The organism is Maritimibacter sp. DP1N21-5 (assembly GCF_019218295.1).
Taxonomy (GTDB): domain Bacteria; phylum Pseudomonadota; class Alphaproteobacteria; order Rhodobacterales; family Rhodobacteraceae; genus Maritimibacter.
On sequence record NZ_JAHUZF010000003.1, the window covers coordinates 151,424 to 166,635 of the forward strand.

The window sequence follows — 15,212 nt, forward strand, 5'->3', positions numbered from 1 at the left end:
ACAGGAGTGCATGACATGAAAGTCGCGATCATCGGCATCTCCGGCAAGCTCGGTCAGTACATGACCGAGCACTGCCTGAACCGGGGCTACGAGGTGACAGGGGTCTGCCGTCCCGACAGCGTCGCCAAGCTCGATAAATACGAAGGTCGGATCCGGGTCATTCCGGGTCGGACCGACGACCGGGAGGCTGTCGGTGAGGCGGTCTGCGACGCGGATGCGGTGCTGACGGTGCTGGTCCCCTGGGGCGTGAACGACTATGCCTCGGGCACCGCGCGGGCGGTGCTCGATCTGGCCCGACCGGACGCCCGGCTCGTCTTTTCCTGTGGCTGGCACATCAGCCGCGATGGCAAGGACAGATACGACTGGAAGATCCGCTATCTGGTGCCAATCATTGCGCGTGTGGCGCGCCTTGCGAGAGCGGTCGACCTTCAGGATCAGGTGCGCGCCACCGACTTGATCTTTGCCTCCGACCGGCGCTGGACGGTGGTGCGCGGCTCCGATCTCGAAGAGGGCCCGTCCGAGGGCCTGCCGCTTTGGGCCCGGCATGTGGGCGATCCTGTCCTTGCAGCCAACCGGACCCGGCGGATCGACTTCGCCCTGTTCATGGTGGCGGCACTTCAGGACGAGACCCTGATCCACGAAGCCCCGGCCATTGTCAGCCGCGCTAGCCTGCCGGTGGGGGCAGAACCCAGTCGCGCCTAGCGTGCATGAAAAGGTATGGCCGCCGGGCAGCGGGAGGGCGCCCGGCGGTCCATTGGCGCTCCAGGAGGAGAGGCCGGCACCGGCGGGAGAGAGGGGTCTCGCCGATACCTTCACTCTCCTCGATTCGAGTTCACAACAAGAGAGGCGTCGGGCGGGCCAAGGTGGGGTCTGTCTCAGGGATGAGACACCATGAGGCTCCAACTTGCGCGCCGAGGTCTCAGGTCAGGCCGAGCCGTTTCATGCGCCGGTAAAGCGTGGCACGCCCGACGCCAAGGCTCCGGGCCGCTTCCGAGACGTTTCCGCCGGTGCGGGCGAGGGCGCGCACGACGACCGTTCGCTCCGCCTTCTCGAACCCTTTCGCGTCTTCCTCGTGCCCCAACAGGTCCGCCGCCGGGCGCGGCGCGAAGGCATCGGCCCCCAAGTCAAACAGGCGCCGCGCCTCGCGGGTCGCGCCGACGACCAGATCGTCGTCGTCGATGGCCAGGAGGACGGCGGCATCGCTGTCCCCGGCATCCCCCATCACGATCCGCTCGCACGCATAGGTCGCGCGGAAATGCGCTTCCTCGATGGCGCGGGCGGTCTGGGTGACCTGAGCGGCGATGAGACGGTTGAACCCCTCGGTCTGGTCGGCGCGGGCCGAGGACACGTCGAGGGCGGCGACCAGTTGTCCGTCTGGGCCATAGATCGGTGCATCGATGCAGGACATCGCAATATTGCGGGCATAGAAGTGTTCGTCGCGGTGGATGATGAGCGACCGGTTCTCGGCAAGGCATGTTCCGATCCCGTTCGTGCCTTCGCGTGCCTCGCTCCAATCCGCGCCAGGGCGCAGGCCCCAGCTTTCAAAGGCCGGGCGGTCGCCGTCGGCCAAGCGCTGATCAAGGATGACGCCATCGGTGTCGGTCAGGAAGACGGCGCAACCGGAGGCGCCCAAGAGGCTGTAGAGCCGGTCGAGGCGCGGCGCGGCGACGGTCATGAAGCGGGCATGCTTCCGTTGACGGCGGCCAAGGGTCGGGGCATCGATGATATGGGCGGCGCCGCGTTCCGACGGGTCGAGCCCATGCTTGACCACGGAGCGACGCCAGCTCGCCGCGAGTCGCGACCGCGCGGCGGCCGAGTTCGACGCGGCCGTCTGCATCACCTTCTCGACGTGATCCATCGTGGGACTGGCGGTCATGGTCTGTCCTCCCTGCGCGACCGTAGTCGGCACCGCGGGACGGGCGCAAGTTGGACCAAGGTTTCGGGTCGGGGCAAATTGCCCCAGTCGCACAACGGGAGCGCCGCACCCGGTGGCAGTTGCCGAGAAATGCGGCAGGGCGACAGAAATTCCGTGGCCGCGGTGATCTCGCTGCTTTACACCGCGACCCGAAACGGGGTGCAAAGAGAGACATGAAAGACAGATTGTCGGTCGTCATCGTCGAAAAGGATCGTGAACGCGGCGTGCTTATCGAAGAAAGCCTGCGCGTGGCGGGGGATTTCGAGATTCGGGTCGTTTCCGAGACCAACGACCTCGCGGCCAAGATCCGGGACCTCAACCCCGACGTGGTGCTCGTGGACATCGCCAATCCCTCGCGCGACGTTCTGGAGGAACTCGCCATCGCGTCGGGGCCGATGCAGCGGCCGGTCGCGATGTTCGTGGACCGTTCGGACGAGAACCTGACCCGCACCGCGATCGAGGCCGGCGTGTCGGCCTATGTGGTGGACGGGCTGAAATCGGACCGGGTGAAGCCGATCCTCGATGCCGCCGTCGCGCGGTTCAACATGTTCCACCGGATGCGCGTCGAACTGGCGACGACCAAGCGCGCGCTCGAAGAGCGCAAGGTGATCGACCGCGCGAAAGGGGTGATCATGAAGGCGCGCAAGGTGGATGAGGACGAAGCCTATGCCATACTGCGCAAGGCCGCGATGGATCAGGGCAAGCGCGTCGCCGAGGTGGCGCAGGCGCTCGTGTCGACGGCGGGGCTCCTGTCGTGAAAGGGGCGCTCGTTTCGGTCGGTTTCATCCCGCTGGTGGATGCGGCGCCGCTGATCGCGGCGCAGGAAATGGGCTTCGCGGCGGAAGAAGGGCTCGCGCTGGATCTGGTTCCGGCCCCCAGTTGGGCGTCGCTGCGGGACATGCTGGCCTTCGGTCGCGTGGATGCAGCCCATATGCTCGCCCCAGTGCCCGTGGCCACCGCGATGGGGCTGGGCGGATCGGGCACGCCGCTGTGCGCCTTGTCGGTGCTGTCGATGAACGGCAACGTGATCGGGGTGAAGAACGACCTTGCGCGCAAGATGCGCGATGCGGGACACGACTTCGGCTTCAGCGATGCGCGCGCGGCGGGCGAGGCGCTGATTGCCGCCGCAGGGCCGGGCCTTCGGATCGGCGTGCCGTTTCCCTTCTCGATGCATGGCGAGCTTCTTTACTACTGGCTCTCCGCGCTTGGCCTGCCTGCCCCGCAGGGGGTCGAGGTCCGCACCGTGCCGCCGCCGCTCATGGCAGAAGCCATCGCCTCGGGCGAGATCGACGCCTTCTGCGTGGGCGAACCCTGGGGGTCGATCGCGGTAGAGAAGGGCGTCGCACATCTCCTCCTTCCGAGCCGCGCGATTTGGCAGGGCGCGCCCGAGAAAGTGCTCGCCGTGCGCGCCGGATGGGCGGACGACGAGCCGGAACTGTCCGCGCGGCTGATCCGGGCTGTCTGGCGGGCCCAGCGCTGGCTCTTCGCGCCGGACAGCCGGGCCTTGGCGGGCGAGTTGCTCTCGCGTCCCGAGTATCTCGATATGCCGGTCGAGGTCATCGACCGCGCGTTGTCGGGCAACCTGTGCATCTCGCCGGACGGCGATCTGCGGCAGGTCGCGGATTTCGTCACCTTCTACAAGAACGGCGCGAGCTTTCCCTGGCGGTCGCAGGCGCAATGGATCGGCTATCAACTGGCCGCGCGCATGGGGCTTGACCGGGTCGAGGCATTGCGCCGCTCCGAGCGGGTTTTTCGCCCGGATCTTTACCGTGCCGCGCTTACGCCAGCCGGAGCGACCTTGCCCACGGCCTCGTCCAAGATCGAAGGCTCGATCGACCAGGAGACCCCGGTTGCCAGTGGCGCAGGGCGGCTCTTCCTTGGTCCCGATTCCTTCTTCGATGGCAAAACTTTTGATCCCAGCCGGACATAGTGCTGCAAAATCACGCCCAAGATTTAATCACTTTCTGCATTGCAGCGGAAATTTTGCCGCGCCCGTCGGTCTTCAATTGAGCACGTCCTCCTGACAGGCCATCAAGGTGACAGGCGGACAACGATGTCTGCCGACGAAATTCTCCCAGTGAATGGGAAGCCTGAGCAAAGCCGCTCGAATCCAGCGTCGCGATTTCCTCCCCGCGACAGGACGATTCGAGCGGCTTTTATGTTTTCAGCCAGGGCAGGAGCCTCGGCACACAGGACAAGGGACCTGACCACATGAAGAAGATTGCGCTCGCTCTCGCCGCCTCGACCGCGCTGACCGCCCCGGCCATGGCGCTGGACCTCGAGAAAGATCTGCTGACCTTCGGCTTCATCAAGCTGACCGACATGGCACCGCTCGCGGTCGCCTATGAGCAGGGCTTTTTCGACGACGAAGGTCTCTTCGTGACGCTCGAAGCGCAGGCGAACTGGAAGGTGCTGCTGGACGGCGTCATCTCGGGCACGCTCGACGGGGCCCACATGCTCGCCGGTCAGCCGCTGGCCGCGACCATCGGTTACGGCACCGAGGCGCATATCATCACGCCCTTCTCGATGGACCTGAACGGCAACGGCATCACCGTGTCGAACGAGGTCTGGGAGATGATGAAGCCGGGTCTGCCCACGGACCCGGATGGCAAGGTCTCGCACCCGATTTCCGCCGAGCACCTGAAGCCGGTGATCGAGGAGTTCAACGCGAACGGCAAGCCCTTCAACATGGGCATGGTGTTCCCGGTCTCCACCCACAACTATGAACTGCGCTACTGGCTTGCCGCTGGCGGGATCAACCCTGGTTACTATTCGCCCGAAGATGTCACGGGCCAGATCGGGGCCGAGGCTTTCCTCTCCGTCACCCCGCCGCCGCAGATGCCCGCCACGCTCGAAGCCGGCACCATCTCGGGTTACTCGGTGGGTGAGCCGTGGAACCAGCAGGCTGTGTTCAAGGGCATCGGCGTGCCGGTCATCACCGACTACGAACTGTGGAAGAACAACCCGGAAAAGGTCTTCGGCATTACGGCCGAGTTCGCGGAAGCCTACCCCAACACCACGCTCGCGGTGACCAAGGCGCTGATCCGCGCGGCCATGTGGCTTGACGAGAACGACAATGCCAATCGGGAAGCGGCCGTCGAAATCCTCGCCCGCCCGGAATACGTGGGCGCGGACTACGAAGTGATCGCCAACTCGATGACCGGCACCTTCGAATACGAGAAGGGCGACACCCGCGAGGTCCCCGACTTCAACGTGTTCTTCCGCTACAACGCGACCCAGCCCTATTACTCCGACGCGATCTGGTATCTGACCCAGATGCGCCGCTGGGGCCAGATCGCCGAAGCCAAGCCCGACAGCTGGTTCGATGAGGTGGCCAAGTCGGTCTACAAGCCTTCGATCTACCTCGAAGCCGCGCGGATGCTGGTGGACGAAGGGCTCGCCAATGAAGCCGACTTCGACTGGGACAGCGACGGCTACAAAGCGGCGACCCCCGCCGGCGACGTGATCGACGGCATCGGTTACGACGGCCGGACCCCCAACGCCTATCTCGACAGCCTGCCCATCGGGCTGAAGGGTGACCAGGTCGTCGTGGGCAACGAGATCCAGGGCTGAAAGCCGTGACTGCCGCTTCCCCGGCGACCGGCCGGGGAGGCACCCCCTCTACCTCAAAGGACCGAAGCCATGACGACCGTCGATCCCGATTTCGCGCGTGAAGCCGAGCGTGAAGCCCGCAAGGCCCGCACCTTCACCCGCATCAACAAGGCCGACACCTACTTCAAGGTTCTCGGTCTCGCCTGGATCACGCCGATCCTCAAAGCCGTCGCCGGCGACAACCCCGCGGCCCAGATGAAAGACGTCTGGCGCCTTCTGGGGGTGCCGGTCGTCGCGATCCTCTGTTTTCTCGCGCTCTGGGGCACGCTCGCCCCGCGCGTCCAGACCTCGCTCGGTGCCATTCCCGGGCCGGTCGCCGTGTGGTCGTCTTTCGTTGACCTGCACGAGGATGCGCTGGAGAAGGCGGCGAAGGAGCGCCAGCATCACGAACGTGTCGAGGCGCGGAACGAAAAGCTGATCGCGGCAGGCAAGGCGGACGAGGTGAAGGACATCCCCTTCACCGGCGCGCCGAGCTACTACGACCAGATATGGACCTCGATCAAGACGGTGTTCTTCGGCTTCCTCATCGGATCGGCCATCGCCATTCCGGTCGGCATCCTCGCAGGTCTGTCGCCCACCGCGAACGCCGCCGTGAACCCCATCGTGCAGATCTTCAAACCGGTAAGTCCGCTGGCATGGCTCCCCATCGTGACAATGGTCGTCTCCGCGCTCGCCGCGTCGGGGACCGACGGGATGCTCCCCAAGAGCTTCATCATCTCCGCCGTCACGGTGACGCTCTGTTCGCTCTGGCCCACGCTCATCAACACCTCCCTCGGTGTCGCCTCCATCGACAAGGATCTCGTGTCCGTCTCGAAGGTCCTGAAGATGAACACCTATACCAAGATCACGAAACTGGTCTTGCCCTCGGCCCTGCCGCTCATCTTCACCGGGCTGCGCCTGTCGCTGGGTGTGGGCTGGATGGTGCTGATCGCGGCCGAAATGCTGGCCCAGAACCCCGGTCTCGGCAAGTTCGTCTGGGACGAGTTCCAGAACGGATCGTCGCAGTCGCTCGCCCGGATCATGGTCGCGGTCTTCACCATCGGGATCATCGGCTTCCTTCTGGACCGCGTGATGTATGCGCTCCAGTCCGCCTTCACCTTCTCCAACAATCGGTGAGCGTCATGGCAGTCCTAGAGTTTTCCAGCGTCTCCAAGAGCTTTGGCCAGGGCACCCATGCGACCCACGTGCTGAAGAACATCGACCTGAAGGTTGAGGAGGGCGAGTTCCTCGTGCTGCTCGGGTTCTCCGGCACTGGCAAGACGACCTTGATCAACCTGATGGCCGGGCTCGAATTTCCGACCGAGGGTAAGGTGACCTTCGAGGGAAAGCCTGTCGACGGCCCCGGCCCGGAACGCGGCGTGATCTTCCAAAGCTATTCGCTGATGCCGTGGCTTACCGTGCACGGGAACGTCATGCTGGCGATGGACAGCGTGTTTCCGAAGTTGCCGAGGGCCGAGAAGGAAACGAAGGTCGCGCATTACATCCGGATGGTCGGCCTTTCCCATGCGGCCTCGCGCCGTCCGGCGGAGCTCTCGGGTGGTATGCGCCAGCGGGTGAACGTCGCCCGTGCGCTCGCCATGAACCCCGAGGTGCTACTGCTTGATGAACCGCTGTCGGCACTGGACGCGCTGACCCGGGCGAACCTTGGCGGCGAAATCGAGGCGATCTGGGAAGCCGACAAGAAGACCTGTGTCCTCATCACAAACGACGTGGACGAGGCTATTCTTCTGGCTGACCGGATCGTGGCACTCAACCCCGACGGGACGCTGGGGGCCGAGTTCAAGGTGGGTCTGACCCGGCCGCGCGACCGGACGGCGATGAACCACGATGACGCGTTCAAGGCGCTTCGGGCCGAGGTCACGAAATACCTCATGGACGTGGGGATCGAGGCCAAGGCGGACGGCATCCGCCAGTTGCCCAACGTGACCGCGATCCACAACGAACCCCTGCCGAATGCCTTGGTCGAGGCGCGGGTCTCGGCGCTCGAGGACAAGTATCTCGAGTTTTCGCACATCCATAAGATCTACCCCACGCCCAAGGGGCCGCTCACCGTGGTCGAGGACTTCGACCTCAACGTGAAGAAGGGCGAGTTCATTTCGCTCATTGGCCACTCGGGCTGCGGCAAGTCGACGGTCCTGACCATGACCGCCGGTCTCAATGCGATTTCGAAGGGCGGGATCATTCTGGACGGCAAAGAGGTGGTCGAAGCCGACCCCGAACGCGCCGTGGTGTTCCAGTCGCCGAACCTGTTCCCCTGGCTCTCGGCACGCGAAAACGTCGCGATCGGGGTGGACAAGGTCTATCCCAACGCGAGCCGTGCCGAACGGCAGGACGTGGTGGACTACTACCTTGAACGCGTCGGTCTGGGCGACAGCATGGACAAATCGGCCTCCGAGATGTCGAACGGGATGCGGCAGCGCGTCGGGATCGCCCGCGCCTTTGCGCTCTCGCCGAAACTTCTGCTCCTCGACGAACCCTTCGGGATGCTCGACAGCCTGACGCGCTGGGAGTTGCAGGAAGTGCTGATGGAGGTCTGGGACCGGACCAAGGTCACCGCGATCTGCGTCACACATGACGTGGACGAGGCGATCCTACTGGCCGACCGCGTGGTCATGATGACCAACGGGCCGCAGGCGACCATCGGTAAGATCACCAAGGTCGACCTGCCGCGCCCTCGTAGCCGCAAGGCACTTCTGGCCCACCCGGATTATTACGCCTACCGTCAGGAAGTGCTCGATTTCCTCGAGGAATACGAACACGGGGCCAAGCCGAAACCGAAAGCCGAAGGGGCGCCGGCCCCCAAGGCCATCGCGGCGGAGTAAGGCCCATGGGCGCGCGGAGGGACGAACCGGCTCGGTCCGATGGGCACGCTACGAAGCGCCTTGTGGTCATAGGCGCGGGCATGGCTGCCGGACGGATGATCGACCATCTGGTGGCGGAAGACTCCGGCTGGCAGATCACGATCTTCAACGCCGAACCGCGCGGGACCTACAACCGTCTCATGCTGTCACCGGTGCTGGCGGGCGAAAAGACCTATGACGAGATCGTCACGCATAATGACGACTTCTATGCAGGCCACGGGATCGTGACGCGCTTCGGCGAACAGGTCCTTGGCATCGGCCGGGCCCGGCGCGTGGTGGTGGGCGAGAAGGGCGAGGTGCCCTATGACAGGCTGGTCATCGCCACCGGGTCGACTCCCTTCATCATTCCGCTTCCGGGTCACGACCTGAAAGGCGTGATCCCCTACCGTGACCTCGAGGATACCGAAGAGATGATGCGCCTGGGCGACAGGCCGGGGGCCAAGGCCGTGGTGATCGGGGGCGGGCTGCTGGGCCTCGAAGCAGCGGCGGGCATGGCGGCGCGCGGTGTCGACGTGACCGTGGTGCATATCATGGGGCACCTCATGGAGCGTCAGCTTGACGAGGCGGCGGGCTATCTTCTGCGTCGGTCGCTCATGGACAAGGGCATTCGCGTGCTCTGTCAGGCCAATTCCAAGGCGATCCTCGGCGAGGACGGTCGCGTTCGGGCGCTGCTTCTGGAAGACGGCACGGAACTTCCGTGCGACCTGCTCGTCATGGCGGTGGGGATCCGGCCCAATGTCGCTCTCGCCAAGGAAGCCGGTCTGGAGGTCGGGCGGGGTGTTATCGTGGACGACCATATGACCACCTCAGACCCCGATATCCTCGCGCTGGGCGAATGCGTTGAGCACCGGGGCGCGGTGTTTGGTCTCGTCGCACCGCTCTACGATCAAGCCAAGGTCGCTGCCGAAATGCTCATGGGCCGCCACGCCGTTTTCGTGAACAAGGAAGTCTCTACCAAGCTCAAGGTCACCGGCTGCGACCTCTTTTCGGCGGGTGATTTCGCCGCCGGCGGCGGGCGGGAAGAGATCGTCTTTTCTGACCCGACCCGTGCTCTCTACAAGCGGCTCGTGATCGAAGGCGACCGCCTGATCGGGGCGGTGATGTACGGCGAAACCGACGACGGCGCCTGGTTTTACAAGCTGATCCGTGACGGGGTCGACGTAAGCCCGCTGCGCGACGTGATGATCTTCGGGCCCGATTATCAGGAACCGCTCGCGGATATGTCCTCGGGCCGCTGTTCGCTGGCTGGGTGAAGACGATGAAGGACATGGCCTCTCCCACGATCCGATCGACCTGTCCCTACTGTGGTGTGGGCTGCGGGGTTCTGCTGACGCCGACCGGCGACGGGGGACTGGAGGTCAAGGGCGACCCGACCCATCCGGCGAACAGGGGCCGGCTTTGTTCAAAAGGCTCGGCGCTGGGCCAGACGCTTGGGCTGGACGACCGGCTGCTGGAGCCACGCATCGGGAAGGAGCCTGCCACTTGGGATGCGGCGCTCGACCTCGTGGCCGGGACCTTCAAGCGGACGATTGCGGAGCACGGACCGGACTCGGTCGCGCTTTATGTCTCGGGCCAGCTTCTGACCGAGGACTACTACGTCGCCAACAAGCTCGCCAAAGGGTTTTTCGGCACGGCCAACATCGACACGAACTCGCGGCTCTGCATGGCCTCGACCGTGGCCGGTCACAAACGGGCGTTCGGCACGGATACGGTGCCGGGCACCTATGACGACCTCGAGGAGGCCGACCTCATCGTCCTTACCGGGTCGAACCTCGCCTGGTGCCATCCAGTGCTCTACCAGCGCATCCTCACCGCACGAAAGGCGCGAGGCACGAAGCTCGTCGTCATCGACCCGCGCCGCACCGCGAGTTGCGACGGGGCCGAGCTGCACCTGCCGCTCGCGCCGGGCTCGGACGTGGCGCTCTTCAACGGGCTTCTCGCCGAAATTGCAGGGCGCGGTCTGGTCGATGCCGATTTTGCGGCGCATGTGTCGGGGGCCGAAGAGGCTATCGCGGCAGCGCAGGCGACGGACCTGTCGGTGACGGAACTGTCGGATGGGGACCTCGCCGCGTTCTTCGACATGTGGTGCGGCACGGAAAAGGTCGTCACGATCTTCTCGCAGGGCGTGAACCAATCCTCGTCTGGCAGCGACAAGGTCAACGCCATCCTCAACTGTCACCTTGCCACGGGACGGATCGGCAGGCCGGGCCTCGGACCTTTTTCCGTCACCGGCCAGCCCAATGCCATGGGCGGGCGCGAGGTCGGTGGTCTGGCCAACATGCTCGCCTGCCATCTCGATATCGAGAACGCCGCGCATCGTCAGACGGTCCAGGGCTTCTGGTCGTCGCCTGCCATGCCCGAGGCGGCGGGGCTCAAGGCCGTGGACATGTTCAAGGCGGTGGGAGACGGGCGCATCAAGGCGCTCTGGATCATCCACACGAACCCGGCGGTGTCGATGCCTGATGCCGATGCCGTGAAATCCGCCATCGCGGGCTGCGATTTCGTCGTGGTCAGCGATGTGACCGTCGCGACCGACACCGCGCGGCTCGCCGATGTGCTCTTGCCCGCCGCCGCCTGGGCGGAGAAGTCGGGGACCGTCACCAACTCCGACCGGACGATCTCGCGGCAACGGGCAGCGCTGCCTTTGCCCGGCGACGTGCGCCCGGACTGGGCGATCATGGCCGAGGTGGCCCGGCGGATGGGATGGACGGAGGCCTTCGACTATGAAACGCCCGCCGAGATTTTCCGGGAGTACGCGGCCCTTTCCGGGTTCGCCGCGCAGTTCGGGCGGGATTTCGACATCTCGGGTCTCGCCGACCTGACGGACGAGGATTACGACGCCCTGTCCCCGGTGCGCTGGCCCGTGACCGCCACCACGACCGGCGGGCGGTTCTTCGGCGACGGGCGGTTCTTCACCCCCGACGGTCGCGCAAGGATGGTCGCTGTGAAACACCGTGCGCCGCACGCGACCACCGCAGAGGAGCGTCCCTTCCGTCTGAACACGGGCCGGGTCCGGGACCAGTGGCACACGATGACACGCACGGCGAAGTCGCCGCGCCTGTCGGCGCATCTGCCGGAGCCCTTCCTCGAAATCCATCCGAGCGATGCCGAGCGCCTAGGCCTTGGTCCTGCTGCGCTGGTTACGGTCGAGACCGACCATGGCCGTGCGATCCTGCGGGCGCTAGTGACCGACAATGTACGCAGGGGCGAGGTTTTTGCGCCGATGCACTGGACCGGCGAGAACGCGCCCTCCGCCCGGATCGACGCCTTGGTCGCGCCAGTCGTGGACCCTGTCTCGGGCCAGCCCGAAAGCAAGGCGAGCGTGGCCAGCGTCATGCCCTACGATGCCGCATGGTATGGCTTCGCGATCGCGAGCCGCCACATCGCGCTGACCGCGGACTATGTCGCGCGGGTGCGCACGGAGGCCGGTTGGCGCGCCGAACTTTCCGGGGCGGACAGTCCCGCAGACTGGACCGTCTTCGCGCGCGATTTGTTCGGGCTCGGACCCGAGGTGCAGATGCAGGCCGTGAAGGACGAGGCGCGCGGCAATCATCGCTTTGCGTTCTTCGAAGACGGCCAGCTTGTTGCGGCCTTCTTCGCGTCGAAAACGCCCGTGGCGCTTACCCGAGATTACCTTGCCACTCTCCCGGGAACCGAAGGTCAGGGCGTGCTCACGGGCCGGGCACCGGCCGACCGGCCGGATCCGGGTCCGACGATCTGTGCCTGCTTCGGGGTCGGTCTCAACACCATCGTCGCGGCCATCGAAGAGAGAAGCCTCACCCGCGTCGACGACATCGGGGCGGCACTTCAGGCGGGCACGAATTGCGGCTCCTGCCGGGCCGAACTCGGCGCGCTCCTCGCCGGTCGGACGTCCAACGTCGCGGCAGAATGACGACACCCTTGCCCGAAAGACAGTCCGTCGCCTAGAGTTTGAGCAGACACCCTGCGCAATCGCTCAAACCGCGGGCAAAGGCGACTGTGATGCCCAAATCGCGGGGGATCACTGGACCAATCCGTACAGGCGCGAAAATGTCGGGTGCCACGCCTTTGCAGGCCTGTCCAAACTGGGAGTATCCAACGTGTTCCAACGCACCATAATCGTTACCGCTTTCGCCGGTCTGGCAGCGACCACAGCCATGGCGCAAACCGCCGTGCCATTCGCGCTTGACTGGAAATTCGAAGGTCCGGCGGCCCCGTATTTCGTCGCCATCGACAAGGGCTATTTCGCGGACAAGGGCCTCGAGGTGGAAATCACCGAGGGCGCAGGGTCGCTCGATGCGATCCCGAAGATCGCGACCGGGGCCTTCCCGGTCGGCTTCGCCGACATCAACTCGGTCATCAAGTTCCTTGACCAGAACCCCGGCGCGCCGGTCACGGGCATCATGATGATCTACGACAAGCCGCCCTTCGCGGTGATCGGCCGCAAGTCGCTGGGCATCACCGATGACCCGAAGTCGCTCGAAGGCAAGGTGCTTGGCGCGCCGCCGCCCGATGGCGCCTGGGCGCAATTCCCGATCTTTGCCGCCGAGAACGAACTCGACATGTCCTCGATCACGGTGGAACCCGTCGGCTTCCCGACCCGCGAGCCGATGCTGGCCGAGGGCAACGTGGCCTCGATCACGGGGTTCTCGTTCACGAGTTACCTCAACGCCGCGCGTCTGGGCGTGCCGGAGGATGACCTCGTCACGCTTCTCATGTCGGACCATGGCGTGGACCTCTACGGCAACGCGATCATCGTGAACACCGATTACGCCGCCGAGAACCCGGATGTGATCAAAGGCTTCCTCGAAGCCGTGGCGATGGGTTGGAAGGACGCCATCGCAGACCCGTCGGCCGCTGTCGAAAGCCTGATGGAGCGCAACCCGGCGGCGGATGCCGAACTGGAAACCCGTCGTCTGCAGCTCTCCATCGACGCCAATGTCGCGACCGAGGCCGCCATGGCGGGCTTCGGCCTGATCGACGAGGACCGGATGGCTTCGGCGGTCGAGCAGATCAAGCTCACCTACGAATTCACGAACGAACCGGACGTGGCCAGCTATTTCACAGAGGACTACCTGCCGGAAGCGGGCTTCCCGCTCGAATAAGTGATGCGACGGGCGCGGGGCAACTCGCGCCCGTATTCCGTTTTGGGGAAAGGGGCGGGACCATGTATCCCATGATCAAGATCGAAGGCGTGCGCCACGCCTACAAGACGGCAAAGGGGCCATTGCCGGTGCTGAACGGCCTCGAGGTCGAGGTAAACGAAGGCGGCTTCGTCGCGGTCGTCGGTCCGTCCGGCTGCGGAAAATCGACGCTGACCAAGCTGGTCGCGGGGCTCATGAAGCCGGACGAGGGCCGCGTCATGGTGCACGGCGAGGTGGTGACAGGCCCGAGGTCGACGGTCGGGATGGCGTTCCAGAACCCGGTCATGCTCGAATGGCGCACGATCCTCGAGAACATCATGCTGCCGCTCGAGATCGTGCCGAACAAGCTCGGCAAGGCGGAGAAGGTCGAGCGGGCGAATTACCTGCTGGAGCTCGTCGGGCTTGCGGGCTTCGGCGACAAACGCCCCTCCGAATTGTCGGGCGGGATGCGCCAACGGGCGAGCCTCTGTCGCGCCCTGGTGCACAAGCCGGAGGTGCTGATCCTTGACGAGCCCTTCGGCGCCCTCGACGCCTTTACCCGCGAGGACCTGTGGCAGACCATGCACAAGGTGAAGGAGGAGGAGCCCTTCACCGGGGTCCTGATCACCCATGACTTGCGCGAGTCGATCTTTCTGGCCGACACGGTCGTAGTCTTGTCGCAGCGCCCGGCGATGACGCAATACGTCCTCGACGTGCCGAGCAAGGGGCCGCGCACCCTCGACGATCTCTACACGCCGGAAGCGGCGGAAATGCTCAACATTCTGCGACACCAGATCGAAGTGGCACAGGGAAGGGTGGCGGCATAATGGCCTATGTTCCGGAAATGAAGGCGGACACGGCGGGCGGGTCCGTGGTGAAGGTGCTGACGTCGCGCGCGATGCTGGCCCCGATTGCGGCGGTGGTCGTGTTCCTCGCCCTGTGGGAAGCGCTCGTCTGGGTGAACGGCTGGCCGAACTATGTCATGGCTTCGCCCTCGGACCTGCCCCCCGCCTATGCGAAATACTGGGGCCTTTTCATCGAGATGGGGTGGCAGACGCTCTGGCGCACCGTCGTGGGGCTGGTGCTCGCGGTGATCGTGGGGCTTTTTCTCGGCATGATCATGGGGTTCTCCAAGCTCATGCGCGACGCGCTTTATCCGCTTCTCGTGGGGTTCAACGCGATCCCCAAAGCGACGGTGGTGCCCATCGTGGCGCTGATGTTCGTGGGCGAGCACAACTTCAACACGATCCTCATGGCCTTCATGATCTCGTTCTTCCCCATCGCAGTCTCGGTGTCGATCGGCCTGTCCACGCTGGAGCCGGAGTATCGCGACATCCTGCGGGCGCTCGGGGCGAGCCAGTCGACGATCTTCTGGAAGATCGCCCTGCCCAAGACGCTGCCGGAATTCTTCGGCGCGCTGAAGGTGGCCGTGACGCTGGCCTTCATCGGGACTAACCTGATGGAAATCGTGTCGCCGCATGGCCGGGGGCTCGGCGCGCTCTTTGACAGTGCCAAGACCAATTCCGACTATCCGCTCATGTTCGCGGTGTTGATTGCTTTGGCGGCCTTGGGGATCGTGCTTTATTACGCGGTCGTGGCGCTGGAGAAGATCTTCGCCGGTTGGGCGGAGCGACCGCAGGGATAAGGTTCGCGCCAGCAAGCTGGCACGACCCATCGGGGGGAGGCCAGCCTCCCCCCAAACCCCCCTCCGGGATATTTATG

The 15,212-nt window shown here is 64.9% G+C and carries 11 protein-coding genes and 1 pseudogene; 11 read left to right on the forward strand and 1 reads right to left on the reverse strand.

Features of this window, described 5'->3' with window-relative positions:
• Positions 1-15: 15 nt before the first annotated feature.
• On the forward strand, positions 16-702 hold the full coding sequence (locus tag KJP29_RS02460; protein WP_218461963.1) for an NAD(P)-dependent oxidoreductase: 687 nt from the start codon (positions 16-18) through the stop codon (positions 700-702).
• A gap of 217 nt (positions 703-919) precedes the next feature.
• On the opposite strand, the gene KJP29_RS02465 is transcribed toward KJP29_RS02460, so the two are convergent.
• Positions 920-1,876 carry a GAF domain-containing protein gene (locus tag KJP29_RS02465; protein ID WP_255553403.1) on the reverse strand — a complete coding sequence of 319 codons (957 nt, stop codon included), beginning with the start codon at positions 1,874-1,876 and terminating at the stop codon, positions 920-922.
• Between the two features lie 212 nt (positions 1,877-2,088).
• Between KJP29_RS02465 and KJP29_RS02470 the strand changes: the two genes are divergently transcribed.
• The 10 genes and pseudogenes from KJP29_RS02470 to KJP29_RS02515 all read left to right on the forward strand — a co-directional run bounded on the left by KJP29_RS02470 (position 2,089) and on the right by KJP29_RS02515 (position 15,135).
• A complete protein-coding gene (locus KJP29_RS02470; protein WP_218461964.1) occupies positions 2,089-2,673 on the forward strand; it encodes an ANTAR domain-containing response regulator in 585 nt (194 codons plus the stop codon).
• On the forward strand, positions 2,670-3,845 hold the full coding sequence (locus tag KJP29_RS02475; RefSeq protein ID WP_218461965.1) for an ABC transporter substrate-binding protein: 1,176 nt from the start codon (positions 2,670-2,672) through the stop codon (positions 3,843-3,845). Before KJP29_RS02470 ends, KJP29_RS02475 begins: the two co-directional genes overlap by 4 nt.
• Before the next feature lie 281 nt (positions 3,846-4,126).
• Positions 4,127-5,488 carry a CmpA/NrtA family ABC transporter substrate-binding protein gene (locus KJP29_RS02480; protein ID WP_218461966.1) on the forward strand — a complete coding sequence of 454 codons (1,362 nt, stop codon included), beginning with the start codon at positions 4,127-4,129 and terminating at the stop codon, positions 5,486-5,488.
• Between the two features lie 69 nt (positions 5,489-5,557).
• Positions 5,558-6,643, forward strand: a complete 1,086-nt coding sequence (locus KJP29_RS02485; RefSeq protein ID WP_218461967.1) for an ABC transporter permease — start codon at positions 5,558-5,560, stop codon at positions 6,641-6,643.
• A gap of 5 nt (positions 6,644-6,648) precedes the next feature.
• Positions 6,649-8,349, forward strand: coding sequence for an ABC transporter ATP-binding protein (locus KJP29_RS02490; RefSeq protein ID WP_218461968.1), 1,701 nt, complete (start codon positions 6,649-6,651; stop codon positions 8,347-8,349).
• 5 nt (positions 8,350-8,354) lie between these two features.
• Positions 8,355-9,617, forward strand: a pseudogene (locus KJP29_RS02495) (NAD(P)/FAD-dependent oxidoreductase); the annotation flags it as partial.
• A 29-nt stretch (positions 9,618-9,646) separates the two neighbouring features.
• Positions 9,647-12,280, forward strand: a complete 2,634-nt coding sequence (locus KJP29_RS02500) for a nitrate reductase (RefSeq protein WP_218461970.1) — start codon at positions 9,647-9,649, stop codon at positions 12,278-12,280.
• A 187-nt stretch (positions 12,281-12,467) separates the two neighbouring features.
• Complete coding sequence (locus KJP29_RS02505; RefSeq protein WP_370630758.1) at positions 12,468-13,472, forward strand: ABC transporter substrate-binding protein; 1,005 nt, start codon at positions 12,468-12,470, stop codon at positions 13,470-13,472.
• A gap of 62 nt (positions 13,473-13,534) precedes the next feature.
• A complete protein-coding gene (locus KJP29_RS02510; protein WP_218461971.1) occupies positions 13,535-14,317 on the forward strand; it encodes an ABC transporter ATP-binding protein in 783 nt (260 codons plus the stop codon).
• Between the two features lie 71 nt (positions 14,318-14,388).
• Complete coding sequence (locus tag KJP29_RS02515; RefSeq protein WP_218462351.1) at positions 14,389-15,135, forward strand: ABC transporter permease; 747 nt, start codon at positions 14,389-14,391, stop codon at positions 15,133-15,135.
• Positions 15,136-15,212: the final 77 nt, after the last annotated feature.

What these genes read in the sequence shown, in the direction of transcription:
- KJP29_RS02515 (WP_218462351.1), top strand. Translation starts at nt 14,389, where the DNA reads ATGCTGGCCCCGATTGCGGCGGTGGTCGTGTTCCTCGCCCTGTGGGAA.
- KJP29_RS02460 (WP_218461963.1), top strand. Translation starts at nt 16, where the DNA reads ATGAAAGTCGCGATCATCGGCATCTCCGGCAAGCTCGGTCAGTACATG.
- KJP29_RS02465 (WP_255553403.1), bottom strand. Translation starts at nt 1,876, where the DNA reads ATGACCGCCAGTCCCACGATGGATCACGTCGAGAAGGTGATGCAGACG.
- KJP29_RS02485 (WP_218461967.1), top strand. Translation starts at nt 5,558, where the DNA reads ATGACGACCGTCGATCCCGATTTCGCGCGTGAAGCCGAGCGTGAAGCC.
- KJP29_RS02490 (WP_218461968.1), top strand. Translation starts at nt 6,649, where the DNA reads ATGGCAGTCCTAGAGTTTTCCAGCGTCTCCAAGAGCTTTGGCCAGGGC.
- KJP29_RS02500 (WP_218461970.1), top strand. Translation starts at nt 9,647, where the DNA reads ATGAAGGACATGGCCTCTCCCACGATCCGATCGACCTGTCCCTACTGT.
- KJP29_RS02480 (WP_218461966.1), top strand. Translation starts at nt 4,127, where the DNA reads ATGAAGAAGATTGCGCTCGCTCTCGCCGCCTCGACCGCGCTGACCGCC.
- KJP29_RS02510 (WP_218461971.1), top strand. Translation starts at nt 13,535, where the DNA reads ATGTATCCCATGATCAAGATCGAAGGCGTGCGCCACGCCTACAAGACG.
- KJP29_RS02470 (WP_218461964.1), top strand. Translation starts at nt 2,089, where the DNA reads ATGAAAGACAGATTGTCGGTCGTCATCGTCGAAAAGGATCGTGAACGC.